Source organism: Soonwooa sp. (genome assembly GCF_030151385.1).
GTDB lineage: Bacteria > Bacteroidota > Bacteroidia > Flavobacteriales > Weeksellaceae > Soonwooa.
Genome location: NZ_JASLDS010000063.1, coordinates 1 through 23,383, shown reverse-complemented (window position 1 = coordinate 23,383; position 23,383 = coordinate 1). Strand labels below are relative to the sequence as shown.

The window sequence follows — 23,383 nt, the reverse complement described above, 5'->3', positions numbered from 1 at the left end:
AAGCACAAATGCTTCAGCAGAAAGTTTCAATGCCAAAATCAAAAACTTCAGATTACAACTTCGCGGCGTAAAAGATAGATCCTTTTTTCTATTTAGATTATCCAATCTTTTTGCTTAGTCCCCAGGTTTTGTTCTTGATCCTTTAAAATGAAATAATAATTTAATTATGCTTGCAAATAACGCAAAAATAACGACATAGACATTATTTGGATTTTTTAAGTTTTGAGTAAAGGTTTGGTTTATTGAAAGCGATTTTCTAAAAATTAATTATTTCCACATTGTAATAAATTCTGTAACAGCATTATCGAGACCTTGGTAATAATTTCCGTTTTTAAATTCGGGGATTATTTTTTCATTAAGTACTTTTTCGCAAATCTCATTGGTCAAAATCTTTTCGGCGCCTGTTCCAGTGCTGATTTTTACTTTTCGTAATTTTTTGCTATAGATAATTGTTAGACCATTATTATTTTCGGATGTCCCGATCTTCCAATGATTTGATAAATCGATTGCGTATTGGTCAAAATTATTTTCCGTTAAGTTATCAGAAATAGAAACAATGGCAATTTGGTTGCTCGTCTGTTTTTCGTAATCAGAAAGCTTCTTTGTCAAATCTTCAATTTCTTTTTCTGTTAAAGTTTTTTCAAAATCCGAAACGTAGCCAAGCTGTTTTGAAAACTGAACGCTGGTTGTCGTAGTTTCAGCTTTAGGTGATGCTTTTTCATTTTTGAATTTGCATCCTAAAGTAAAAACAGCCAATATTAATATTAAAAGAATTTTCTTCATTTGGTTTATCTAATTTGCAATTGGAATTGTCAGGTAAAAGTCGGCTAGATAGTTTCAAAAATTACTTTATTTCGAGTGTGCTCATCATCTTATCAAAATCCTTCATTTCGCTGTTGTAATCTTCAAGTTTAGTTGGTGCAAGCACGATATTCCACAAATCGTTTTTGAAAAATATGCAATATCTTTTAACCCGTTTTTTGATTGTGGTATTCAGATAATCAACGTGTTCATCGACTTCATATTCTGCGACAGCAGCTTTATAAGTTTTAAAATCTATCGGTTTTACATCACTTACTATTTTGAAGTTTTTCCAAGGAAAAGTAGGATCAGCACATTCTTCTTCAATACTTTTTAGTATACCGCGCAGCGCCTTTTCTGGTGTGGAATTTTTAACAAGTTCAGCGTTGGTTTGCAAGTCGTTGTATCGTCCATTGTCGATAGAAAAAATGCTTTGTAAGCCGCCTTGTGTTTCCTTATTTCCGAAATCACTGAATTTCACCAAATTAAGAACCTCTTCATTTTTTAAATCTGTAATATCATGATAATCATCTAGTTTTTCAATTTTTACATATTTGTTTTCGACTTTATTATCAGCATTACTACAAGAAAACAAGATTAAAAGTGTGAAACAAAAAAAGATTTTAAAAGTTAATTTCATCAGTAATTTTGGTTTTAAATAAAAGAAATAAATCTCAATGTTCTAATTTAAAAAAAAAATAGTTTAGAAAGCTGAGCGTTTATCAATATTTTATTTTGTGATGATGAAATTTTTAAACTACAAAATCATTGCATTTTTTTAGAATTTAAAATCCTTTCAATCTGCTTAATATGTCTCAAATTATGATTAACAACAAATCGAAATGTATCGCCCAATCGGATTTTAATTATCGGTGTCAAAGAAATATTGGTTTTAATTTTCGATAGATCTTTGGTTTTCGCTGTTTCCAAAAGTTTTAAAAGTTGGTTTTGATGTTGTGAGAAAACGGTTAAAATATTTCGGTCCAAATTCGTGAAAATAGGATTCATCGCTTTTGGTGTTTTCATTTTGTTGAGTTTGTCTTTTGGTAGCATGCTTTTCGCAAAATAATTGCCCAAAATTCCAGACGAAAAGTTTTCGGAAGCTAGCAAATTGCTTTGTTGCATTTTGGTTTCAATTTCTTGATGGTAAAAATTGGCGTAAAGATTAAGATGTTGAACGACTTCCAAAATGCTCCAAGAGTTTTCACTGATTCTCTTATTAAGTTGTTCGTCAGAAAGAGATTGTAGGCTTTCTACAAAGGCGATGTTTTTCTTAGTTTGCGTAATAAGTTGAGAAAGTAAATCTTCCGAATTGAATTTCATTTTTTTGTTCAAAATTTGTTATTTTCTCTGATAAAAAGCTTGATTGAAGTCAAGATTTTTTCAAACGCGAAAAGGTTTCGGGACTCATTCTGAGGTAATTTGCAATCAATTTGTTCGGAATCAATTGGAAAAGCTGTGGACTTCTTGCAAGAATACGATCAAATCTATCTTTTGGAGAATCGAGTAGGAGGTCTTTTTCTCTTTCTAGTTGTTGCAATACCAAATCTTCTAAAAGCCGAATATAGAAATTTTGATTTTCCTGATTTGAATTAACAAAAGCTATAAAATCCTTTTTCTCCGCAACCAAAATTGTTGATTTTTTAATCGCTTGAATAACATAATCGGACTTATTTTCAGAAATAAAAGAATCCAAAGCAACAATCAAATTGTTATCATAACCAAATCGAATAATTTGTTCTTCACCTTCATTAAAAATGGAAATTTTAAGACTTCCGTTTTTAACAAAGTAAATATTAGAATCAATGCTGTTTTCAGTTTTCAGAAAGTCATTTCGTTTCAAAATGATTTCTTTTTTGAAAATGTTTGCAGAAATTATTTTATCTAAAATGTCCATCGATTGGTTTTATTCGGCTTTTAAAATTGTTTTAAAATTAGACAAAATTTTAATCTAGCAGTTTGTAAGCTTCGGAAACTATAGCTTGAGGATAATCGTACATTTCCAAAATTCGGATTGCATTGGTTTTGGTATTAATTCCGGAATTTATTTTATAAGTAAATTTTATTGTTTCGGAATCCAAACTTTCGGAAAAGTAGTAAAGTTGATAGTTATGTTGTTCCAGAAAAGTCGCAATCTCTAAATCATGCGTTGTGATAAAAACAATATTTTTGCTGGAATTAAGTGTGTTTAAAACAGATTTGCTTATAGCAATTCTTTCTTTGGTATTGGTTCCTTTAAAGATTTCGTCGATTAATATCAATTTGTAATCCGTCGATTCTTCCAAGAATTCTTTTATTCTTAAAACTTCTTCCAAGTAATAACTTTTGCTGTCATTAATATCATCTTGAACAGAAATTGATGTCAAAATCTTCATAAATGGCGCTGAATAATAATCGGCAAAACAAAAACCAAATGACTGTGCAAAAAGCGCGTTAACGGCAACCACACGCATAAAGGAAGTTTTACCAGACATATTGGAGCCTGTCAAAACAATACTGCTATTTTCTAAAGTCAAATCATTTTTAACACAATTATCAATTAATGGATGATAAATGTTTTTTACTTCCAATTTCTTAATGCTAGAAAACTTGGGTTCTGTGGTCGTAAAATCTTTTCTAATCTTTGCAATTGTATTGGCTGTGTCTATTTTACCAACAAATTCAAAGACTTGCAGAAGTTCATTTTTTGAAGTGTTAAGTATTTTCGCCTTTCTTGCAAAACCGAATATTTCGAGATTAAACATAATTCTGCATAATTCCAAAATCGCCCAAAAAACAATCAAGAACTCGTTTTTAGCCAATTGTTCTGTTAGATGACTGGACCAAAAAGAGTTTTCTAATTTTTTAAGTTTTATGCTTTTATAATCGTTAGCAAAAGTTTCAGTTTTACCAATATTTTTCGCAACCACAAGCATTGTATGAAGCCTCGAAATAATTGAATTGTAAAACTCAACATAACTTTTGTTGGAATAATGATGGTAGGCATTTAACAAAAAAAGAGGAAAGAGTAGTGCTAAACACTGTTTGACAAAGCATCCACAAATTAAAATGACAATCAAGAAACCAATCGAAAGTTTGGCATAATTCAATATTTTTTGATTGATAAAAATATCATTTTCGATGAGATCAATAATTTCGTAGTCTTTTTCTTTATTGAGCTTTTCAAGGTCTTTTTCAACTTTTTTAGAATCTTGAGTGTTGAAGAATTCGATGTACTTTTCTAAACTTTTATCTTTTTCTTGCTCAATGATTCGAAGTTTTGAATAGAAGAATTGTTGACCAATTTTTGAAATGTTTTTGTCAAGCTTTAGGAATACCAAATCCAAGTTCAAGTCCTCTGCTGTTTCGTCAGAAATAACTTGGAAATATTGACCGAGTTTAGATTTATATTTAAAATACTTTTTGATTGTATTAAAATCAAAGTCCATTTTATTTTAATTAGACGCAACTTTGCTTATTTGGTTACAAAGATTTTTTTACAAAATAAAAATCCGTTTCAGCAATAACTAAAACGGATTTTATAAGTTCTTGAATTTTTTTTAATTCAAAATCTCATTGATTTTTGGATACTCAGAAATCTTTCGGAATTCGAAGCGATTACTTTGTTGCAGTACATTGATAAAAGCATCCAATTCTGCAAGAGATTCGTCGTCAACCAAATATTGATCATGTGTCAAAAATACCAAATGTTTAGAGGTTTTTTCTAAATCGTTATAGAAAATACTATCCACTTTTTTCATCATTTGCTGGTGATTTCCCTTTAATGACATTTTAGGTGTTGGACGCCATTCGAGATCCCAGCCAACTAATTTGTAACCGGCAGCCTGTAGTTGATTTGCAGCATTTTTAGAACTGGCAATATCGGTTACATTAACATCATTAAGGCGCCAAATATTACGTCCTGGCGTTCTCGCAATTTTGTTATTCAAGCCAAGAATTGCATTTGCTGAATCAAAATCTGCGACCACTTTTTCTGGGTTTTTATAAAAATCTAAATAATGATTGCTAGCATGACTAAAGCTATGGTTCGCAATTTCTATTAAAGAATCTTTCTGTAATTCTGCGAAATTTTTCTTTTGCTTTGTACTTCCATTAACATGTTTTCCCACAACGAAAGCTGTTGCAACAACATTTCTTTTATGCAAAATTTTCAATAGATTTTCGGTGCCACGATTGGGACCATCATCAAAAGTTAAATAGATAATTCGCTTTCCATCAGGAGTTGTATCCTCAAGATTTTCCGAGGTTGTAACATTCTTTGAGACGGGTTTCTTTTGTGGTTGCTCACTGGTTTTGGAGTCAATGTGTTCTGTCGTTTTATCACAACCAACCAAAAGAAATGACGTTGCCGAAATTAATGCAAGCGTCCCAAGAAAAGCCGATTTTTTAAGCTTTTCTCCAAAAAATGTTTTCATAAAATTTGAAAGGAATTAAGTTAAAGAAATGTTAATTTTTTCTATTTTAATTCCATCAAATGTGATGCCGAATTTTTTCTTTTTCGAAAATAAAAGTGTTAAAGTTTTGATTGAGAAAAACTTTAACACTTTTGGATATTCTTAAAGACTTTTATCTTCAATAATTAATCTAAAACCATTGAAAATATTCAAACTAATATGATTTTAATAATGTAAAAACCTACAAAAATTTCGAGTTAAGAATCTCCTTAAGCTTTTGCATACCTTCGGTTGCTTTCATTTTTAAAGCATTTTCAGATTTTGTGTATTCGTAAGGATCTAGATTGGGATCGATATAGAATATTTCGCTTCCACTAGACACATACGAAATAAGTCCAGCAGCGGGATAAACTTGCATAGACGTTCCGATAACCAAAAATAAATCTGCGTTGGAAGCAATTTCGGCGGCATTTTGCATTTCTGGAACCATCTCGCCAAACCAAACAATGTGAGGTCGTAATTGTACACCATTTTCGTCCAAATCACCCAGATTGAGGTCGTCTTCCCAGAGGATGGCATCGTCTTCCGAATTAACTGGACGCACTTTGCGAAGTTCGCCGTGAAGATGCGTCACCTTTGTAGAACCTGCGCGCTCATGCAAATCGTCGACATTTTGCGTGATAATATAAACATCAAAATCTTTTTCGAGATCTGCTAAAATTTCGTGCGCAATATTAGGTTTTACTTCTTTTAGTTGGCGACGTCTAAGGTTGTAAAAATTAAGAACCATTTCGGGGTCTCTTTCAAAACCTTCGGGCGAAGCCACATCTTCAATTCTGTGATTTTCCCACAAACCATCCGAATCTCTAAAAGTCGAAATTCCGCTTTCTGCACTAATCCCAGCACCCGATAAAACCACAAGTTTCTTTTTCATATCAAGATTTTCATTTGCTTAAAAATAGAAAAACTTGCTGAGAATATCAACAAGTTTTTCTTTAATAATGCTTTAACTTTTTATTTGACTTCCAAATCCACCGCATTCAACCTCAACGAATTTAAAATTACAGAAAGTGAACTAAAACTCATTGCTGCAGCTGCAATCATCGGTGACAACAAGATTCCGAAGAAAGGGTAGAGCAAACCTGCTGCTAATGGTATTCCTAAAACATTGTAAATAAATGCAAAGAATAGATTTTCCTTGATGTTTTTCAAAAGCTTTTCACTTAGCATTTTTGCTTTTGCAACGCCCAAAATATCGCCTTTTAGCAAAGTCATTTCGGCACTTTCAATCGCAACGTCGGTTCCAGTTCCCATTGCAATTCCTACGTTGGATTGTGCAAGAGCAGGCGCGTCGTTAATCCCGTCACCGGTCATGGCAACAATTTTCCCTTCGGATTGCAATTTTTTAACTTCATTCAATTTATCTTGAGGAAGACAATTTGCTTTGTAATGTTTTATTCCAAGTTCGTCTGCGACGGCTTTTGCAGTATGTTCGTTGTCGCCAGTCATCATCATAACGTCAACGCCTTCTTTTAGTAAAAACTCAACGGCTTTTTTAGAGGTTTTTTTAATTTTATCTGTAAAACTCACAAAGCCTAAAACCTCGTTTCCTTCTGCGACATAAGAAATGGTATGCGCTTTTGACTGAACTTCGGTTGCTTTTTGTTTTAAACTTTCGGGAATGATAATTCCGTTTGATGTCAAAAGATTTTCGTTTCCTAAATAAGTTTTCTTTCCATTAATGTTCCCTTGAACACCTTTACCAGAAACGTTTTCAAAGTTTTCTACTTTTTCAAAAGCAATGTTTTGCTCTTTTGTTTTCTTTAATACAGCATTAGAAAGTGGATGTTCCGAATTTTGATTTAAAGAAGCGGCAACTTGCAAAATCTTGTTTGAATCTGCATTATTTACCGTTTCAATATGCTCCAAAGACGGCTTTCCTTCTGTTAAAGTTCCTGTTTTATCGGTAATTAAAACATTTACTTTATTCATTTGTTCAAGCGCTTCGGCATTTTTAATTAAAATTCCGTTTTTCGCACCTTTTCCAATTCCAACCATTAATGACATTGGCGTTGCTAAACCAAGAGCACACGGACAAGCTACAATTAAAACCGCAACAGCATTCACAAAAGCAAATAATGTTTTTTGACCTTCAGGACCGAAGAATTGCCATAAAATAAATGTTAAAACAGCTATTAAAATCACAACAGGCACAAAAACTTTTGAAACTTTGTCCGTCAGCTTCTGAATTGGGGCACGGCTTCGGCTTGCTTCATTGACCATTTTGATGATTTGTGATAGTAAAGTTTCATCACCAACTTTTTCGGCTTTCATCAAGAAAACCTGATTTCCATTGATGGTTCCAGAAGTTACTTTATCGTTTTCAGATTTCTCAACAGGAATCGGTTCTCCCGTAATCATCGATTCATCAATAGACGAATTTCCCTCAATAATTTTACCATCAACTGGAATTTTTTCGCCAGGTTTTACTTTTAAAATGTCTCCAATTTTTACTTCATCCAAAGTAATTTTACGTTCAGTATTTCCTTCCACCAAAGTGGCTTCATCAGGCGAAAGATTCATTAATTCTTGAATGGCTTTTCCTGTTTTTTTATGAGCAGCAGCTTCCATCCATTGACCGAGAATCACCAAGGTCAAAATCACGCAAACCGCCTCAAAATAAAGCGGAATATCACCACCATGACCACGAATTTCGTGCGGAATCATATTTGGAAAAAACATAGCAAAAAGGCTGAACAAAAATGCTGCTGCAACGCCCAAAGCAATCAAACTGAACATATTGAGGTTCCAAGTTTTAAAGGAAACCCAACCTCTTTTTATTAAAAACCATCCCGAATAAAACAAAACCGGAATAGTCAGCGCCAATTCTATATAAGCCTGAATTTCGTGCGAGAATGGAAAATTAAACCACATTCCGCCCATCGACAAAATGAAAACAGGAAGCGTAAACGCTAACGAAATCCAGAATTTTTTCTTTAAAATATTGTAAGTTTCATCCTCTTCATCATCACTTTTGTCGGGCATTTTCACCAAATCCATTCCGCAAATCGGACAATCGCCTGGCGTGTCTTGGATAATTTCTGGGTGCATCGGACAAGTGTATTGCACTTTTTTCTTTTCGGGATATTTCACCAAGTCCATTCCACAAACGGGACAACCAACATTGGAATCGTAAACCTTGTCGCCTTCGCAATACATCGGACAAAAATATTTTCCTGCGTTATCTTGGTTGGTTGACGGTTGTTGGTTGTCGGTTGTTGGATGAGCATGGTGATGATGTTTTGACTCTTGGCTCTTTTCACTTTTTACTTTATTCTTTTTCTCAATCGGCACCAAATACATTTTACAAACAGGACATCTTTCACCTTGGGTAAAATAAACTTTGTCGCCTTCACATTCCATTGGACAATAATAAACCGACGACGGCGAAACTCTGTCTTGCGGTTTCACAAAAGTATTATCTACCACATTTGGGTCTTGCAATTTGTAGTTTCCAGCTTGCGAAAGTGCTTCATTAAGTTCTTCTAAGCTGACTTCACGATTACCATGAATTATTGCTTCACTTTTTTCTAAGTTAACATGAGCGTGGATTTCCTCTATATTATTTAACGCTTCAGTAATTTTGCCTTGACAACCAGAGCAAGTCATTCCTAAAACTTTATACGTGCGTTCCATATTCCTTGAATTTATAGTACAAAATTCGGAATATCAAATTGCTTTATGTTATAGATTTAAGGAAAAGAGTTATAGAATTTTTGTGGGATGTGGGATGCGGGATACGTGTTTCGCGTTTCGCGTTTCGCGTTTCGTAATGTGAAATTCCAGATGCTTGAAGCAAGTATTTAACGTCTCTCTTTTTAACTCGTATCTCGTATCTCAAAACTCGAAACTCGCATCTCACAACTCATCCAACGCTCTGCGATTATGGTCTTTAGCTTTTTTAAACTCTGTGGGTGTAAAACCTATATTGTTTTTAAACTGTGTCGAAAGATGTTGAACACTTTTGTAGCCAAGTTTTCCTGCAATTTCGGTTAATGTGAATTCGTTGTAGAGGAGGAGTTCTTTTACTTTTTCAATTTTTTGAAGGATAAAATATTGTTCTAACGTAATGTTTTCATTTTGAGAAAAATTCTTAGAAAGAGCCGAATAATCTTTACGCAAGCTACTGCTTAAAAACTCAGAAAGCACAAAGTTTTCGCTAATATCCAAATCCGATATTTTTTGAATGATAAATGTTTTTATTTTATCATTCAATTGATGTGCAGAATCTTTAATTCTTTCAAACCCAAGACTTTTTAAATTGGTTTCCAAAACCGATAACTCATCTTCCGAAATAGATTTTTTTATATTTACTTCACCTAATTTAATATCATCGATAGAAATTTTTAGTTGATTAAAAATACCTTCAACCGCCGTTATACAACGGTTGCAGACCATATTTTTGATGAAGATTTGCATGAGCTTTCTTATATTATTGTGATGGTAAAGTTAGTCAATAGAATCTAATTTTGTAAATAAATTAAAAGTGATATCGTCAGAACTAAAATAAGTTGTATATTTGCACCCGAATTACATAATAATCATTAAACAATATTGGAATGTATTTAACAGCAGAAAAAAAAGCGGAAATTTTCGCTAAGCATGGTAAGTCAGCTACAGATACTGGTAGCGCAGAAGGACAAATCGCTTTGTTCACTTACAGAATTAATCATTTATCTCAACACCTTAAAGCTAATCACAAAGATTACAACACAGAGCGTTCTCTAGTGATGTTGGTAGGTAAAAGAAAAAGATTACTAGATTATCTTAAGAAAGTTGAAATCGCAAGATATAGAGCGATTATCGCAGAACTTGGAATTAGAAAATAATCCTAAGTCTTATAGAAATCACAAGCAACTCAGAAATGGGTTGCTTTTTTTGTGCAAAAATTATTGAAAGATTAGCTAATAATACAAAACATCTTGAAATTAAACACTTCCAACTTCCACCCAAATTCCGTATCTTTGCCCACGAAAATTTAAAGAGTTTAAATAATTTAACGTACTCAATACGGAGTACAAAAGACATTTTTTATGAATGCACCACAAGCAATCACTGAGCTGATTACTCTTGCAGACGGAAGAGAAATTACGCTTGAAACAGGAAAATTGGCGAAACAAGCCGATGGCGCTGTTGTTGTAAAATTGGGCGGAACGATGCTTCTTGCAACCGTTGTAGCCAACAAAGAAGCCAACCCTGGCGTTGACTTTTTGCCTTTAACAGTAGATTACAGAGAAAAATTCTACGCAGGTGGAAAAATCCCTGGAAACTTCTTCCGTAGAGAAGCAAGACCATCGGATCAAGAAATCTTGACAATGCGTTTGGTTGACAGAGTTTTGAGACCTTTATTCCCTGAAGATTTCCACGCAGAAGTTCAGGTGATGATTTCCCTAATTTCTTACGATGGACAAACGATTCCTGACGATTTAGCAGGTTTAGCAGCTTCTGCAGCTATCGCGATTACAGATATTCCTTTCAACGGACCAATGTCTGAAGTTAGAGTTGTAAAATTGGACGGAAAATTAGCTATCAATCCTAAATATGAAGATTTAGCAAACGCTGAATTGGATATTATGGTTGGAGCTACAAAATCTTCTATCGTAATGGTAGAAGGAGAAATGAAAGAAATTTCTGAGCAAGAAATGTTGGAAGCTATCCAATTCGCGCACAAAGAAATCATCAATCAAATTGAAGCTCAAGAAAGATTGGCTGCGAAAGTAGTTGGTTCTTCTCCAAAAAGAGAATACTCTCACGAAACTCACGACGAGGAAATTCGTGAAAAAGTGTGGAAAGAGTGTTATGATAAAGTTTATGAAGTTGCTAAAACGCCTTCTGCTAAAGAAGAAAGAGGTGAAAACTTCAAAGCAGTACTTAACGATTTCTTAGCGCAATATACAGACGAGGAGGAATTGGCGAGAGTTACGCCTTTCGTAAAAGTATATTACCACGATGTGGAAAAAGAAGCGATGCGTCAAATGATTTTGAACGAAAAAGTTCGTCTTGATGGTCGTGATCCACAAACTATTCGTCCAATTTGGTCAGAAATCGATTATTTGCCAGGAGCTCACGGTTCTGCAATCTTCACAAGAGGTGAAACGCAGTCTTTAACGGCAGTAACTTTAGGGTCGGTTAAAGATGCAAACATGGTAGACAGCGTTGTTACTAACCATGATGAAAAATTCTTCTTACATTATAATTTCCCGCCATTCTCAACAGGTGAAGCTCGTCCATTAAGAGGAACTTCAAGAAGAGAAGTTGGTCATGGTAACTTAGCTCAAAGAGCTTTAGCTAACATGATTCCTGTGGAAAATCCTTATACAATCCGTATCGTTTCTGATATTTTGGAATCTAACGGTTCATCTTCAATGGCAACAGTTTGTGCTGGTACATTGGCTTTGATGGACGCGGGAGTTCAAATCAAGAAACCGGTTTCTGGTATTGCGATGGGATTGATTACTGACGAAAAATCAGGGAAATTCACAGTTCTTTCAGACATTTTAGGAGACGAAGATCACTTGGGTGATATGGACTTCAAAGTAACTGGAACTGCAGACGGAATTACAGCTTGTCAAATGGATATCAAAATCCAAGGTCTTTCTATGGACATTATGGAACAAGCATTAATGCAAGCAAAAGAAGGAAGATTACATATTTTAGGAAAAATCAAAGAAACGATTGCTGAACCAAGAGAAGACGTGAAACCTCACGCTCCGAAAATGGTGATGATGGAAATTCCTAAAGACTTCATTGGTGCGGTAATCGGGCCTGGAGGGAAAATCATTCAGCAAATGCAAAAAGATACGGATACAGTTATCGCAATTGAAGAAGTTGGAGAAATCGGTCGTATCGAAATTTCTGGTGTTGACAGAGAGAAAATCAACGCTGCTGTTGCAAAAATCAACGAAATCACTTTTGTACCAGTTGTAGGCGAAGTTTACAAAGGAAAAGTAGTGAAAGTAATGGATTTTGGAGCTTTCGTAGCGATTGCAAAAGGAACAGAAGGTCTTCTTCATATCTCAGAAATTGAGTGGAAGCGTTTGGACAAAGTTCCTTATGCAGAAGGTGACGAAGTTGAAGTGAAATTCATGGGTTACGATGATCGTAAGAAAATGAAACTTTCAAGAAAAGTTCTTCTTCCAAGACCTCCAAAGCCAGAAGGTAAACCTAAAGCTGAAGGTGATGCTCCAAAACCAGAAGGAGACAAACCAGCTGAACAAGCTTAAGATTTAAGAAAAATGAGTCCTGAAAGGACGACTTAACAAAGAATCGGATGCAATCCGATGAAATATGAAACCACCTCGAATTGAGGTGTTTTTTTTGTTCCCATACTAAGTATTAAAAAATGTTATTTTGAGCACATTAAGTTTATTCCTATTTTTACACATTATTAGTAACCATATGAATAACTCATTGCATCAGTAGTAATCGCCGATTATGATTAAGAAACTTAGCTTTTTATTTATACTTTTTTTTGCTACGCATTTTGCATTTGGACAGAAGAGTGAGGCTTATAAAATGGTTGGGGAACTGTTCAAAATCCAATTTGAGCAACCTGATAAAGCGATTGAAATTGGAAATGAAATACTTAATTCCCAAAAGGCAACAGATCTTGAGCAGTCTTACGCCCTAATAGGGATAGGAACTTCATATAGCATAAAAGGTAAGCCCTCTAAAGCGATTCCGTTTTTAACCAAAGCTATAGAAGTTGCCGAGAAAACCGATAATTACGAGCTTCGTATTAATTCAAACCTTGCGTTAGCTAATCTTTATACTAAAATGAACTTGCACGAAGAGTCGTTTCACTATATTGTAAAAGCGAAAAATGAGGCGAAAAACGAGCCTAATGATACTACAAGATTGTTCACAGAAATTCGTATTGCTACACAGTTAGGACAAAATCTAAATCTCCAAGAAAAGTACGATGAATCCTTAAAAAGCTTGAATGAAGCACTTGCTTTAGCTAAAAAATATGAACAGGTTAATAAAAAGATGGTAGCTTCATTAGAGTTTTCCATTATTTATTCTGCAATTGGCGAAACCTTGTATAACCAAAAAAAATGGGATGAATCCGAAAACGCCTTTATAAAAGTTTTAGAATATTCAACAACTGGTGAGAATCCAAAGTTTGAGAGAGCATTTAGCAATAGTTATTTAGGAAAAATTTATTACCATCGTAAAGAATATCAAAGAGCAATTGATACACTTCAAGTAGGTGCAAAGGTTAATGACGACAAACGTTCTTACATTCAAGCCGATTTGTATCATACGCTTTCACAAGCTTATGAGAAATTGGACGATGAAAAACTGTCGAATCAATATAATCAATTGTATCTCAATGAGAAAAGTAAAATCAGTGATGAGGAGAAAATTGCGCTTTCTGAATCTTTAAAGAATGAAATGCGAATCTCCCAAGAACAGGATGAAAAGAAACGTGTTAATTACATGGTTTTTGGATCTATTATAGTTCTTCTTATTGGGATTGGTGCCTATATCGTTTTTAGAATTTTAAGGAAAAAACGCGAGGATAAAGTTCTTTTTCAGAAGACTATCCAGAAATTAGAAGAATCCATTAAGGAGAAAGAGATTACGGAAGTTGAACTTCAAAGTCAAGTTGTAAAACCGAAAAAAACTTCCTCTTCCGCAACTGAATTTACCGAAAATAAACTTCTTCAAAAATTGGAAAAATTCGAAAATTCGGAAGCTTATCTTAACCCAAAGGTTAGTCTTTCAAATATGGCAAGTCAGTTTGATACGAACCAAAGTTACGTTTCAGAACTTATCAATACATTCCGAAATAAGAGCTTCAATCAATACATTAATGATCTTCGCATTGAGTACATTTGCCGAAAAATTTATGAAGATTCTACCTACCGAAATTATAAAATTAGTCACCTTGCAGAGCTTAGTGGCTATCCATCTCATACTACATTTACCAAAATTTTCAAGAAAGTAACAGGTATTTCGCCTTCTGTTTTTATTGCTAACGCTAAATCTATAAAATAAATACAGTATACTGATTTTCAATATTTTGAACGTTAAAATCGTGTGTGTTTTTTTAAGATTTGACTAGTGTAATACTTGCATCTAACAAATAAGTACTATTATTTTTGTCTCGAAAACAATAAATGTTTTTGTATTCGTACTGCTTCAAAAACATTTTATTCGAACACAAATGATGAAAAAAATTATTTTAGGTATTCTTTTCCTTTTTCAAGTTGTAGGATTTGCTCAGCAGTCAACTGGAGGAGTAGGGATTGGAAATACAAATCCTCAAGCAAAATTGCATGTTACAGGAAGTTTAAGGTTGGATCATCCTTCAGAGGGCAATGGTTATATCCTACAGGTTTTTAATGGAGGATCTATGAAGTGGTCTCCTTTAATTCCAAATGCAGTTACGGGTACATTAATTGATCCCAATGGATATAGTGGAGATATTCCTTCTAATGTCTATTTGAATGGACAAGTTACAGTCTCTCCTGGGAAATGGTTAGTAAAAGTTTCATTACTAATTCCTACTGATGGTAGCGCAAATGCGCTTTCTAGTCCTGCAGCTTCTATGCGCTACAATGATATTATCATTAAAGTGATTACTTATTTCACTGATTCTAAAACCAATGCGACACCAACAGTAGACTACATACCTGGTGGTGCGCAGCAGATTACAGGTTCTCTTGTTACGCCATCAATGTACGGAATGGTAGAAGGCTATGCATTGGTTGAAAATAAAACAGCTGCAAATAAAACCTATTATTTGTGGGGAAGATCTACTCGAAGATCAGTAAGTACGGTACCAGCTACACAACTTCCTTTATTTAAGATAGCAGGGACTTGGGGAGAAAATCGAATTTTTGCATATCCAATATCAACAGGGAATTAAAAAATGAAAATCATGAAAAAGCTATTTATTATACCTGCTGTATTATTGATGGGAGTTGTACAAGCCCAGACTGGTAATGTTGGTATTGGCACGACCACACCAACTGCTACATTGCATGTGAAAACCAATAATCCATATATCATAAGGCAAGAAGATAACGTCGATACCAGTACTGGAAATTATACGATACAGAGTGCTGATAATTTCGGAACTTTTCAAAAGGTTCCAACTGATGTTTTTAGAAGCATTCAGTTGGTTACTTTACCTTCAACGGGAAGCACTATTACTCAATTAGATCCTAATTGGCAAACAACGGTTTTAAGCATAACCCTACCAACAGGGAGATGGCAGATTACTGGTGCAGTAGTAATGAGACCAAGTACAGATTTGTCAGCAAATTCTATTATTGTAGTTAATTGTAAATTGTCCGTGGCGGATACCAGTTCATCAACTATGCCTTCTAATGATATTATTAATGGTGCTCAGTTTGGGAAAGGTTATTTTTTAGGTTCTTATTATGCGCCGTCAGACTATGAGATCATGAAAGGGAATATTTATGTTAATAATTCTTCAGGCGCTCCAAAAACCTATTATTTTATTGCAAATATTAGCCGAGTTAATACGGGATCTGTAACACTGTCTAACCTTGGATCGTCTTCAGAACCAGAGAACCAAATCTTTGCAATACCAATCTTCTAATCAGATCATCATGAAAATTAATTTTATTAATATAATTTCTTTATTACTAATGCCGATTGGTGTTTTCTCACAAGTGGGTAATGTTGGAATCGATACCAATAATCCTCAAGAGAAATTGCATGTAAAAGGAAGCATTAGATACCAATCTACGAATCCAAGTTATCCAGTTACTACGGGTAAGACTCTAGTTTCCGACGCATCTGGTAATGCAAATTGGCAAAATATAAACTTGTCCAAGCCGACGATTTTTGCTGATTATAATTCGACATCCTATAACAAGGTTGAGACTTTTAGTGCTTACACCTTACAGACAAGCACAAGCCCTTATAGAACAACTGGAACTTCAATAACTTTGCCAACGGGCAAGTGGTTAATTATTGTTTCTTTGGGTGCATATATTGACAATAAAGGGACAGCCGAAATAACATATTACCCGATGAAGGACGGACGTAATACGTGGATGAAGACAAGTTTCTTTGACGACAATACGGATGGTCTTGCTAGTAACGCTTCAAAACCTTCACCAGATATTTATACTTCGGCAGTATATTCCAGTAATTCGATAATAGGTCCAAATCCAAATGGATTAATAACCGGCGAGTTTTTTATCAATCAAAAATCGGCTACTCCTAAAACTTATTATTTGAAATATATCTTCGAGTATTATTCACCGCAGGCTACAAATGTTCGAATTACTAATTTCGCTTGTGCGCCAGAACTAGTTCCGGAGAATTTTATAGCAGCGTATCCGATTAATTTCTAAAAAAACATTTAATAAACTATTGAAAGGTATTCTTTTGCCATCTCAGTTTTGGGATGGTTTTTTTACATAAATTTTTCATAGCTTTATTAAAATAAACATCAAATGGCTTACGATATCAATTTAGCAGACCGCATCCGAGAATACCTTTCCGAGATTCCAAATCTAAACATTATTGAAAAGAAAATGTTTGGCGGGTTAGCTTTTTTGGTTGATGAAAAAATGTGCGTTAATGTAAGCGGCGACAATCTTATGCTGCGTTATAATCCAGATTTGGAGGAAGAAGTTTCTTCAAGAATTGGCTTTTTACCTATGATTATGAAAGGCAAGCAAATGGACGGATTTTGTTACGTAGAACCTGAAGGTTTTCGAAAAGCCAATGACTTCAATTATTGGATGAAAATTAGTTTGGAATATAATAAAATTGCCAAGAAAGCGAAGAAGAAATAAGTTTTATTATTACTTTATTAAATAGTTTTCAAATAAATCCTACATTTGTTTTACTAAACTTTCGATTTTGGAAAAGACAAACGCTGTTGACGATTTCTACAAAAAGAATTCCCCTTGGAAAGAGGAGCTGAATGCACTTCGTGAATTGGTTTTGGAAACAAAATTATTTTCTGAAGCGCTAAAATGGTATCAACCATGTTATTCAGTGGACAAGGGAAATGTAGTGATTGTAAGTCCTTTCAAGGAATATTGTGCGCTCAACTTTTTTAAAGGGGCTTTGATTGATGACCCAAAAAATCTCCTGACGCAACCTACCGAAAACACACAATCGGGACGACAAATGCGCTTTATTTCTTTGGACGAAATCAAAAGTAAAAAAGCAGATATTCTGAAAATTCTAAAGCAAGCTGCCAAAAACGAAAAAGAAGGTTTAAAAGTCGAAATGAAGAAAACTTCTGAGTTCGCAATGCCCGAAGAACTGCAAGCTTTCTTTGAACAAGATCCAAGATTTAAAGCCGCTTTTGAAGCTTTAACACCTGGAAGACAAAGAGGTTATCTTTTGCATTTTGGTGCTGCAAAACAATCCCAAACCAGAATTAGCCGAATTGAAAAAGCGATGCCCGATATCTACGCTGGCAAAGGTTTTAATGATAGAAAGTAATTTTTATTGGTGGTCATTTTTTAGAACCTTTCCACTTGCCTTGTCAATAGTAATAATTCTATTATTTCCACCTCTAAACAAAGCTATTGTTAATGTAGAATCGGTTTCTTTTTTAAGATAAATTTCTTTTGTATCGCGAATTCTAAAATCACCGTCTTCTTCAAAATCGAAGTCCATATATTTTCCAATTCTTTTTTCAAAAATGCCCTTGCTTTCGATAATTTCCAACCAAGGTTTCGACATAACAGAATAGCCAACAATCTGCGCGCGATAATTATCATTAAGTTTTTTATTTGTTTTTAAACCAAACGAGCTCATCGAAAATACAAGTGTCCAAAAGGGAAGCATCATTGGCAAAATACTTAGAATTAAAGCAATAATAAGTGCTGTTAAATATAATTTTGCAATAAGTTTTTTCCAATAAAATAGTATTACCAAAATACTTAAGATAAACCAACTCCAAAACACCACAACATCCGAGTAATAACCTCTGTAACTTATAAAATCATAAAGATAAAGACCAATATCCAATGCCAAAAGTGCGCTCGAAATTGCGAAGAGAATGAGAATCGTTTTCTTGATCATTAATCGTGTTTGTAGTTGATGCCGAATTTAGTGAAAATTTAAATTTCTCATTTCACTTTTTTTAATCAAAAAGCCACCCCAAAATGAGGTGGTTATCTACTATTTAAACAATTTCGTAAAACTATCTTTTTCCAATGTGTTTAATGAGAAATCGTAATCGGCATGTTCTTTTTTATCGACCAAAGTCGCGCCCAAATCGACCACTAATTCGTTAAAACCTAATGGATTTGACCATTGTTGATACAAAGCCTGAGTCGCCAAATCGGAGATTTCGGAATTTCCTGAAACATGGGCATGACCCGCTCCAAAATTTAACAATACAAAACATTGCTCATCGCCTTTTGGTAGAAAGATTCCAAGAACATTTTGACGCTGAACGGCATTACATTTCGTTTCCATCATCAGATTATTAGGATTCATCATAAAGTTATAATCGATTTCGTCGCCTTTTCCGATGATGATTTTATAACCAGCATCCGAAGAACCGCCGTAAACATTACAGTTCACTAAAGTTGGGAAGTTCAAACCTTTATTTGCATACAAATATTCGGTGGCACCATTTGGCGCGTTGGTGATATCGCCAGAATACATCAAACTTCCTTTATTTTGGTTATAATTCGCATTCCAACCGATTTTTCCACCGATGTTAAGACCCGACAAATCCAAATCATTCGCGCCCCAAGCATTTTCCCAATACACTCCAACCGCCATTTTCTTTCCGTAAAAACGCGTACCTGTCGGAATATTTCCCACAAACATTTTTTCGGAAGTTGGCAATGCGAATTCTACATCATTTGGAACGAAAATCTTCTTTCCAGAAAGGTCAAAACGCAGTTTTAAATATTCTAAAATGAAATAATAATTGCTCCAAACTTCATTTTTGGACTTGTTCTTTTTAATCCACGATTTACCGTTTCGGATTCTATAAACGAAAGTATTTTGTCCATTAATTCTAGAATAACAAGCCGAAAGTGCTTTAAACAAAGCAAATGGCGTTGCATTATCCAACCAATGCGTATCATTTTCGGTCAACAAAGAAGTCGTCACATCATTCAATGGATTGGAAACCAAAGGTTGGTGCAGCGTTTTCGACAACTTGCTAATTTTGTTAATTATTGCAGGATTTTTATCCTTGAAAGCCAAAAACAAAGGTTTGAAACGGTTAAAGATTTCCGCCAATTTTTCCAAACCGAAAGCTTCAAAAGCCGCAGTAGGATTATATTTAGAAGTTTTAATGGCTTCGATAACTTCCTTATTTTTAATCAACAAAGTAGAATCCGTCGCTTTGAAAATAATATATCTCAAAAACTCAACTGAATTTTTAGGATAAATCCCGAATTTATCAGCGATTTTAATGATAGCTTCTTTGTTTTTGATATTTTCGTTTCCTGTGAATTGGTATTTCAAATCCACTTCTAAAACCGAAATCAAGTCATCGATGGTTTCTTCCTTCAAAGCAATACCAGATTGCAATAATTCCAAGGCTTTTTGCACCAATTCTTCTTTAGAATAAGCTCTAATGATTTTGAAAGTCAGTTTGTTTTCAGGGATTTCCAACAATTCGTCAGGAAGATACATTTCATCTTGAAAATTATTTCCATAAGTTGAAAAATAATGCTGAATTTGGTATAAAAACAATTCAAATCGTGTCGAATTCTTGATTTTTGCCCAAGATTTATGAAACGTTTTGTTCAAATCTTCTGAACTTAATTTTTCTTTTTTATAATAAGCCAAAATTTCATTTTTCGCCCAAAGTGCCTTAGGTTCAATTAAAATTCTTAAGTCGGAAATAAATGCTTTTTCTTTCGATTCTTTCGCGATTACCGCGTTGAATAATTGTAGTGTTTTCATAATTTAAAAATATAAGTGAGGAGTAATTTGGAAAAACATAGGAACTCCTTTTACCTATTTTATTTTAAAAAAAGCGGGAAGTAAATACCAAACATAGGAACTTCCTTTGCCTTTTGATTGCCGATGGAAAGTAAATTTTGGGTAAAAAATCTTTATAGGAACTTTCTGTATCAGCTAAGAGACGTAGGCAGGAATCGAACCTGCGACACACAGCTTAGGAACTTTCTATGCCCAAAGCGAAAAGTAGTTTGTTGCTCTACCAACTGAGCTACTACGTCTAATTGTTGATGCAAAGTAATAGTCTTAGTGCGCAATCTTTTTGCGTAGTTAAATTATTTTTGAAAAAGTTTAAAATTATTTTCAAATAAATTAAATGAATAGGAAATTAAATCAACGCAAAGGCGCAATTTTTTGATTAACTAAACACAAAAGTAATGCGCAAGAAAATTTCGACTTCGCTCAATACTAAGATACTCATTCTTTTTATCGGAGATAAAAGCTTTGCGACTTAAAAACACTCTGCTTCATTTCTCATTTTTGCGCCTTTGCGTTTGAGATATTAAACAAAAAAATCGACCTGAATAACAAATCGATTTTTAGTTTAAACTAAATTTTTCGTTTTTAATGGTCTTCGATATATCTTGGCTCCGAAGCTTTTTTACCAAAGTAGGTCATGATGAGAACGCAAATAATCAAAAAGTAAAACGAATATTGCCAAGAAATATCCCAATCGTGCAACTTTCCGAAAATTGGAGGTCCACAAGCTGCAATAAGATAACCGACTGATTGGGATTTTCCAGAGATTTTAATGGTTCCGTACATGGTTTTTGTTCGGAGTGAAAAGAACAAGATCGAAAGACTAAATGCCAATCCGCCCGCAATTCCGATTAGAGTTGCACTGACATAAACCAACTGAGATTTTAGGATGGTGAGCATCAACAAACCGATAAGGAAAAGTCCGCCAGTTAAGTAAATTAAATTTTTTTGATTCTTCATTTTCGTCGCCAAAACTGGACTAAAAAGCATTACGGGCAACATCGCCATTTGAAGTACAAAAAGCACCCAACCAGTTTCGGATTTCTGCATTCCAAAATCTACGAGAACCGTTGGTAGCAAAGCGACAAGGCAATAATACACCAAAGATTGAAGTCCCATAAAAATACTGATACTCCACGCTTGTTTGGATTTGAAAATGTTGAATTTTGTTGTAGCAATCGCACTTGTCGCGGTTTGAGTCGTTTTTTTACCTGTCATTAATTCCGCCGAAACCACGATTAGCGCAAGGATTCCGCCAATAATCCAAATTCCCAAAGAACCTTTCCATTCCATTCCCGTCCATTTTCCAAGGTCGATACTCAAACCTGATGCTAAAGCAGCAACCAAACTCATTGCTACGGAAAAAACGCCAGTCATAATTCCGATTTTGTTGGGGAAAATATTTTTGATGTAAGCCGGAGTTAGGACATTTCCGATGCAAATTCCCAATCCAAGGATTAGCGAACCTGCAAAAAGTGTTGCCACATTTCCGTAAATTCTGATGTAAAGTCCGACAATTAAAATGATAAGCGAAATCAGCAAACCTGTACGAATATTGATTTTCGCGGCTGCTTTACTCACCAAAATAGAACACGTTGCAAACACAAAAAGCGGAATCGACGTAAGCAAACTCGCCTCCAAATTATCGAGGTGAAAAACGTTTTTTATTTCGTCCAAAATCGGACTAACCGCCGTAATGGGCGAACGCAGATTGCTGGAAACCAAAATCACGACTAAGATACCGAGCCACGCGAGATTTTTATTGGTATTTTCTTTATTCATATTTTTTGTAGGATTAAATATTGAAAGGACTTTTGTACAGTTCAAAATTATTTTACAAAATTAGTATTGTCGTTTATATTAAATTTGCCATAAATTACATTTAAAACGACAAAATGAGTTTTAAAAACACAAAAGAAGACCGCGGGCAACATGTCGAACATTTGGAAATCAATTCTTATGTTTGGTACGAAAGCGATTGGAAGCACGATGACAACGAAGATTCGCACGATTATTACCAACTAAATTATGTTGAGGAAGGTTATCAGTATTTTCATATCGAGCAGAAAATTTATTTGGTTCCGCAGAATAATGTGATTTGGATTCCTGCCAACAAAAAACATCGGACAACCTCCGATGCGACGGCGGTTAATCCAATGTTGATTTTATTTAAGTCAGCTCCCAAAAAGGATTTTTATAACGAAGTTCACGTTTTCGAAGCGCCTGCAGTTTTGCGAGAAATGATGTTTTATGCCTCAAAATGGAATAAAGCAACCATCGAAAATCCCGAGCAACATCTTTTCCTAAAAGCTTTGTTGGGAAGTTTACCCAACTTTTGCAACGATGCTTTTGGTTTGCAAGTTCCCGTACCAACGGATTGTCGACTGATTCCCGTTTGTCATTACATCAATGCAAATTATCAATACAATATCAATGTTGATGATTTGGGCGAAATTGCAAAAATGTCAGCCCGTAATTTGCAAAGAATTTTCAAACAAGAAACGGGCATAACATTGCAAAAATATATTCAGCTCATCCGAATTGTAAAAAGTATTGAACTTATTGATACCAAACGTTTCACATTGAGCGAAATCGCTTACAAAGTCGGCTACAAAAGTCTTTCCGCATTTAGCAATTCTTACTTTTCGATTATGAAAATGAAACCGAGTGGGAAAAGAAAGTTTGGGGTTTAATGTCTAAAGTTTCAAGTTTAATTATTTTAATCAAATTAATTATGAATATCCGCTTTTAATCATGATTCAAAGTTTTAGCACATTTTTTTTGTCATTCCGACGTAGGAGGAATCTATATTATCAAAGAGACTCTTCGTTCCGCTGTGCTTCATTCTGGATAACAAACCGTTAATTATGATGGATAACGGATATTCATAAAATCAATTGTGATTATCTCAAAAACCAAATCTTAAATAAAAAATCGACCTAAATTAATAAGTCGATTTATACAATTCCGAGCGCAATTTCACCAAAATAGAATTGACTTTTTTCTTGTCTGGAAAGTCGGGCAATCTTGAAGTTTCTGAAGCTGAATTTAATTTATTCATCAAAGTTTCGGCGTAATTTAGAAGCTCGTCATAATCTTTGTCGCCGTTTTTTATCGATAATAATTCTTCTCGATTTTCAGCCCGAATATTGAGTTTTCCAGTTTCCAAAATTTGCAAAGCGGACTGCAAAAGCCGAATCGTGTGCATC

General features: G+C 34.4%; 21 protein-coding genes, 1 tRNA gene and 2 pseudogenes. 10 read left to right on the top strand and 14 right to left on the bottom strand.

All coding sequences use genetic code 11. The annotated features are described in order from the left end of the window. A pseudogene (locus Q1V95_RS16310) lies at nucleotides 1-118 on the top strand (DDE transposase); the annotation flags it as partial. 149 nt (nucleotides 119-267) lie between these two features. Here the strand turns inward: Q1V95_RS16310 and Q1V95_RS12495 are convergent. The 9 genes from Q1V95_RS12495 to Q1V95_RS12455 form a co-directional block, all read right to left on the bottom strand. After that, nucleotides 268-783, bottom strand: coding sequence for a YgcG family protein (locus Q1V95_RS12495; protein WP_300674490.1), 516 nt, complete (start codon nucleotides 781-783; stop codon nucleotides 268-270). 61 nt (nucleotides 784-844) lie between these two features. After that, the gene (locus tag Q1V95_RS12490) at nucleotides 845-1,441 is read right to left on the bottom strand and encodes a hypothetical protein (protein ID WP_300674488.1); all 597 of its coding nucleotides are present in this window, start codon (nucleotides 1,439-1,441) and stop codon (nucleotides 845-847) included. A gap of 125 nt (nucleotides 1,442-1,566) precedes the next feature. Continuing rightward, on the bottom strand, nucleotides 1,567-2,124 hold the full coding sequence (locus tag Q1V95_RS12485; RefSeq protein WP_300674485.1) for a DinB family protein: 558 nt from the start codon (nucleotides 2,122-2,124) through the stop codon (nucleotides 1,567-1,569). Between the two features lie 49 nt (nucleotides 2,125-2,173). Beyond that, complete coding sequence (locus Q1V95_RS12480; RefSeq protein ID WP_300674482.1) at nucleotides 2,174-2,698, bottom strand: Crp/Fnr family transcriptional regulator; 525 nt, start codon at nucleotides 2,696-2,698, stop codon at nucleotides 2,174-2,176. A gap of 49 nt (nucleotides 2,699-2,747) precedes the next feature. After that, complete coding sequence (locus Q1V95_RS12475) at nucleotides 2,748-4,229, bottom strand: hypothetical protein (RefSeq protein WP_300674479.1); 1,482 nt, start codon at nucleotides 4,227-4,229, stop codon at nucleotides 2,748-2,750. A 111-nt stretch (nucleotides 4,230-4,340) separates the two neighbouring features. After that, complete coding sequence (locus tag Q1V95_RS12470; protein WP_300674477.1) at nucleotides 4,341-5,216, bottom strand: polysaccharide deacetylase family protein; 876 nt, start codon at nucleotides 5,214-5,216, stop codon at nucleotides 4,341-4,343. 220 nt (nucleotides 5,217-5,436) lie between these two features. Next, nucleotides 5,437-6,129 carry an NAD-dependent deacylase gene (locus Q1V95_RS12465; protein WP_300674474.1) on the bottom strand — a complete coding sequence of 231 codons (693 nt, stop codon included), beginning with the start codon at nucleotides 6,127-6,129 and terminating at the stop codon, nucleotides 5,437-5,439. An 80-nt stretch (nucleotides 6,130-6,209) separates the two neighbouring features. Next, nucleotides 6,210-8,891 (bottom strand): heavy metal translocating P-type ATPase, encoded by a 2,682-nt coding sequence (locus tag Q1V95_RS12460; RefSeq protein ID WP_300674471.1) that lies wholly within the window; start codon nucleotides 8,889-8,891, stop codon nucleotides 6,210-6,212. 222 nt (nucleotides 8,892-9,113) lie between these two features. Then, complete coding sequence (locus Q1V95_RS12455) at nucleotides 9,114-9,674, bottom strand: AraC family transcriptional regulator (RefSeq protein WP_300674469.1); 561 nt, start codon at nucleotides 9,672-9,674, stop codon at nucleotides 9,114-9,116. A gap of 140 nt (nucleotides 9,675-9,814) precedes the next feature. Here Q1V95_RS12455 and rpsO point away from each other — a divergent pair, with 140 nt between their 5' ends. The 8 genes from rpsO (at nucleotide 9,815) to Q1V95_RS12415 (ending at nucleotide 17,702) form a co-directional block, all read left to right on the top strand. Further along, nucleotides 9,815-10,084 carry a 30S ribosomal protein S15 gene (gene rpsO, locus Q1V95_RS12450; RefSeq protein WP_079667866.1) on the top strand — a complete coding sequence of 90 codons (270 nt, stop codon included), beginning with the start codon at nucleotides 9,815-9,817 and terminating at the stop codon, nucleotides 10,082-10,084. Between the two features lie 204 nt (nucleotides 10,085-10,288). Beyond that, the gene (locus Q1V95_RS12445) at nucleotides 10,289-12,478 is read left to right on the top strand and encodes a polyribonucleotide nucleotidyltransferase (protein WP_300674462.1); all 2,190 of its coding nucleotides are present in this window, start codon (nucleotides 10,289-10,291) and stop codon (nucleotides 12,476-12,478) included. A gap of 211 nt (nucleotides 12,479-12,689) precedes the next feature. After that, on the top strand, nucleotides 12,690-14,258 hold the full coding sequence (locus Q1V95_RS12440) for a response regulator transcription factor (RefSeq protein ID WP_300674459.1): 1,569 nt from the start codon (nucleotides 12,690-12,692) through the stop codon (nucleotides 14,256-14,258). 169 nt (nucleotides 14,259-14,427) lie between these two features. Then, a complete protein-coding gene (locus Q1V95_RS12435; RefSeq protein ID WP_300674457.1) occupies nucleotides 14,428-15,132 on the top strand; it encodes a hypothetical protein in 705 nt (234 codons plus the stop codon). A 12-nt stretch (nucleotides 15,133-15,144) separates the two neighbouring features. Continuing rightward, the gene (locus Q1V95_RS12430) at nucleotides 15,145-15,831 is read left to right on the top strand and encodes a hypothetical protein (protein ID WP_300674455.1); all 687 of its coding nucleotides are present in this window, start codon (nucleotides 15,145-15,147) and stop codon (nucleotides 15,829-15,831) included. A 10-nt stretch (nucleotides 15,832-15,841) separates the two neighbouring features. Then, on the top strand, nucleotides 15,842-16,594 hold the full coding sequence (locus Q1V95_RS12425; protein WP_300674452.1) for a hypothetical protein: 753 nt from the start codon (nucleotides 15,842-15,844) through the stop codon (nucleotides 16,592-16,594). 102 nt (nucleotides 16,595-16,696) lie between these two features. Next, the gene (locus Q1V95_RS12420) at nucleotides 16,697-17,041 is read left to right on the top strand and encodes a TfoX/Sxy family protein (RefSeq protein WP_300674449.1); all 345 of its coding nucleotides are present in this window, start codon (nucleotides 16,697-16,699) and stop codon (nucleotides 17,039-17,041) included. Nucleotides 17,042-17,108: 67 nt separating this feature from the next. Next, nucleotides 17,109-17,702, top strand: a complete 594-nt coding sequence (locus tag Q1V95_RS12415) for a YdeI/OmpD-associated family protein (protein ID WP_300674446.1) — start codon at nucleotides 17,109-17,111, stop codon at nucleotides 17,700-17,702. Nucleotides 17,703-17,705: 3 nt separating this feature from the next. Here Q1V95_RS12415 and Q1V95_RS12410 read toward each other — a convergent pair whose 3' ends face one another. From Q1V95_RS12410 to Q1V95_RS12395, 4 genes are all read right to left on the bottom strand, one after another. After that, nucleotides 17,706-18,287: a hypothetical protein gene (locus Q1V95_RS12410; protein WP_300674443.1), complete on the bottom strand. Its 582-nt coding sequence runs from the start codon at nucleotides 18,285-18,287 to the stop codon at nucleotides 17,706-17,708. Nucleotides 18,288-18,386: 99 nt separating this feature from the next. Beyond that, on the bottom strand, nucleotides 18,387-20,138 hold the full coding sequence (locus Q1V95_RS12405; RefSeq protein WP_300674440.1) for a hypothetical protein: 1,752 nt from the start codon (nucleotides 20,136-20,138) through the stop codon (nucleotides 18,387-18,389). A 179-nt stretch (nucleotides 20,139-20,317) separates the two neighbouring features. Next, a tRNA-OTHER gene (locus Q1V95_RS12400) sits at nucleotides 20,318-20,416 on the bottom strand. Between the two features lie 343 nt (nucleotides 20,417-20,759). Beyond that, a complete protein-coding gene (locus tag Q1V95_RS12395; RefSeq protein ID WP_300674437.1) occupies nucleotides 20,760-21,956 on the bottom strand; it encodes an MFS transporter in 1,197 nt (398 codons plus the stop codon). A 113-nt stretch (nucleotides 21,957-22,069) separates the two neighbouring features. Between Q1V95_RS12395 and Q1V95_RS12390 the strand changes: the two genes are divergently transcribed. Further along, nucleotides 22,070-22,867 (top strand): AraC family transcriptional regulator, encoded by a 798-nt coding sequence (locus Q1V95_RS12390; protein WP_300674433.1) that lies wholly within the window; start codon nucleotides 22,070-22,072, stop codon nucleotides 22,865-22,867. Between the two features lie 251 nt (nucleotides 22,868-23,118). On the opposite strand, the pseudogene Q1V95_RS12385 reads toward Q1V95_RS12390, so the two are convergent. Beyond that, a pseudogene (locus tag Q1V95_RS12385) lies at nucleotides 23,119-23,383 on the bottom strand (nucleotidyltransferase); the annotation flags it as partial.

Coding starts and splice junctions, on each gene's coding strand:
- Q1V95_RS12410 (WP_300674443.1), bottom strand. CDS start 18,287: ATGATCAAGAAAACGATTCTCATTCTCTTCGCAATTTCGAGCGCACTT.
- Q1V95_RS12480 (WP_300674482.1), bottom strand. CDS start 2,698: ATGGACATTTTAGATAAAATAATTTCTGCAAACATTTTCAAAAAAGAA.
- Q1V95_RS12405 (WP_300674440.1), bottom strand. CDS start 20,138: ATGAAAACACTACAATTATTCAACGCGGTAATCGCGAAAGAATCGAAA.
- Q1V95_RS12430 (WP_300674455.1), top strand. CDS start 15,145: ATGAAAAAGCTATTTATTATACCTGCTGTATTATTGATGGGAGTTGTA.
- Q1V95_RS12440 (WP_300674459.1), top strand. CDS start 12,690: ATGATTAAGAAACTTAGCTTTTTATTTATACTTTTTTTTGCTACGCAT.
- Q1V95_RS12495 (WP_300674490.1), bottom strand. CDS start 783: ATGAAGAAAATTCTTTTAATATTAATATTGGCTGTTTTTACTTTAGGA.
- Q1V95_RS12425 (WP_300674452.1), top strand. CDS start 15,842: ATGAAAATTAATTTTATTAATATAATTTCTTTATTACTAATGCCGATT.
- Q1V95_RS12460 (WP_300674471.1), bottom strand. CDS start 8,891: ATGGAACGCACGTATAAAGTTTTAGGAATGACTTGCTCTGGTTGTCAA.
- rpsO (WP_079667866.1), top strand. CDS start 9,815: ATGTATTTAACAGCAGAAAAAAAAGCGGAAATTTTCGCTAAGCATGGT.
- Q1V95_RS12455 (WP_300674469.1), bottom strand. CDS start 9,674: ATGCAAATCTTCATCAAAAATATGGTCTGCAACCGTTGTATAACGGCG.
- Q1V95_RS12470 (WP_300674477.1), bottom strand. CDS start 5,216: ATGAAAACATTTTTTGGAGAAAAGCTTAAAAAATCGGCTTTTCTTGGG.
- Q1V95_RS12435 (WP_300674457.1), top strand. CDS start 14,428: ATGATGAAAAAAATTATTTTAGGTATTCTTTTCCTTTTTCAAGTTGTA.
- Q1V95_RS12445 (WP_300674462.1), top strand. CDS start 10,289: ATGAATGCACCACAAGCAATCACTGAGCTGATTACTCTTGCAGACGGA.
- Q1V95_RS12465 (WP_300674474.1), bottom strand. CDS start 6,129: ATGAAAAAGAAACTTGTGGTTTTATCGGGTGCTGGGATTAGTGCAGAA.
- Q1V95_RS12390 (WP_300674433.1), top strand. CDS start 22,070: ATGAGTTTTAAAAACACAAAAGAAGACCGCGGGCAACATGTCGAACAT.
- Q1V95_RS12475 (WP_300674479.1), bottom strand. CDS start 4,229: ATGGACTTTGATTTTAATACAATCAAAAAGTATTTTAAATATAAATCT.
- Q1V95_RS12485 (WP_300674485.1), bottom strand. CDS start 2,124: ATGAAATTCAATTCGGAAGATTTACTTTCTCAACTTATTACGCAAACT.
- Q1V95_RS12420 (WP_300674449.1), top strand. CDS start 16,697: ATGGCTTACGATATCAATTTAGCAGACCGCATCCGAGAATACCTTTCC.
- Q1V95_RS12395 (WP_300674437.1), bottom strand. CDS start 21,956: ATGAATAAAGAAAATACCAATAAAAATCTCGCGTGGCTCGGTATCTTA.
- Q1V95_RS12490 (WP_300674488.1), bottom strand. CDS start 1,441: ATGAAATTAACTTTTAAAATCTTTTTTTGTTTCACACTTTTAATCTTG.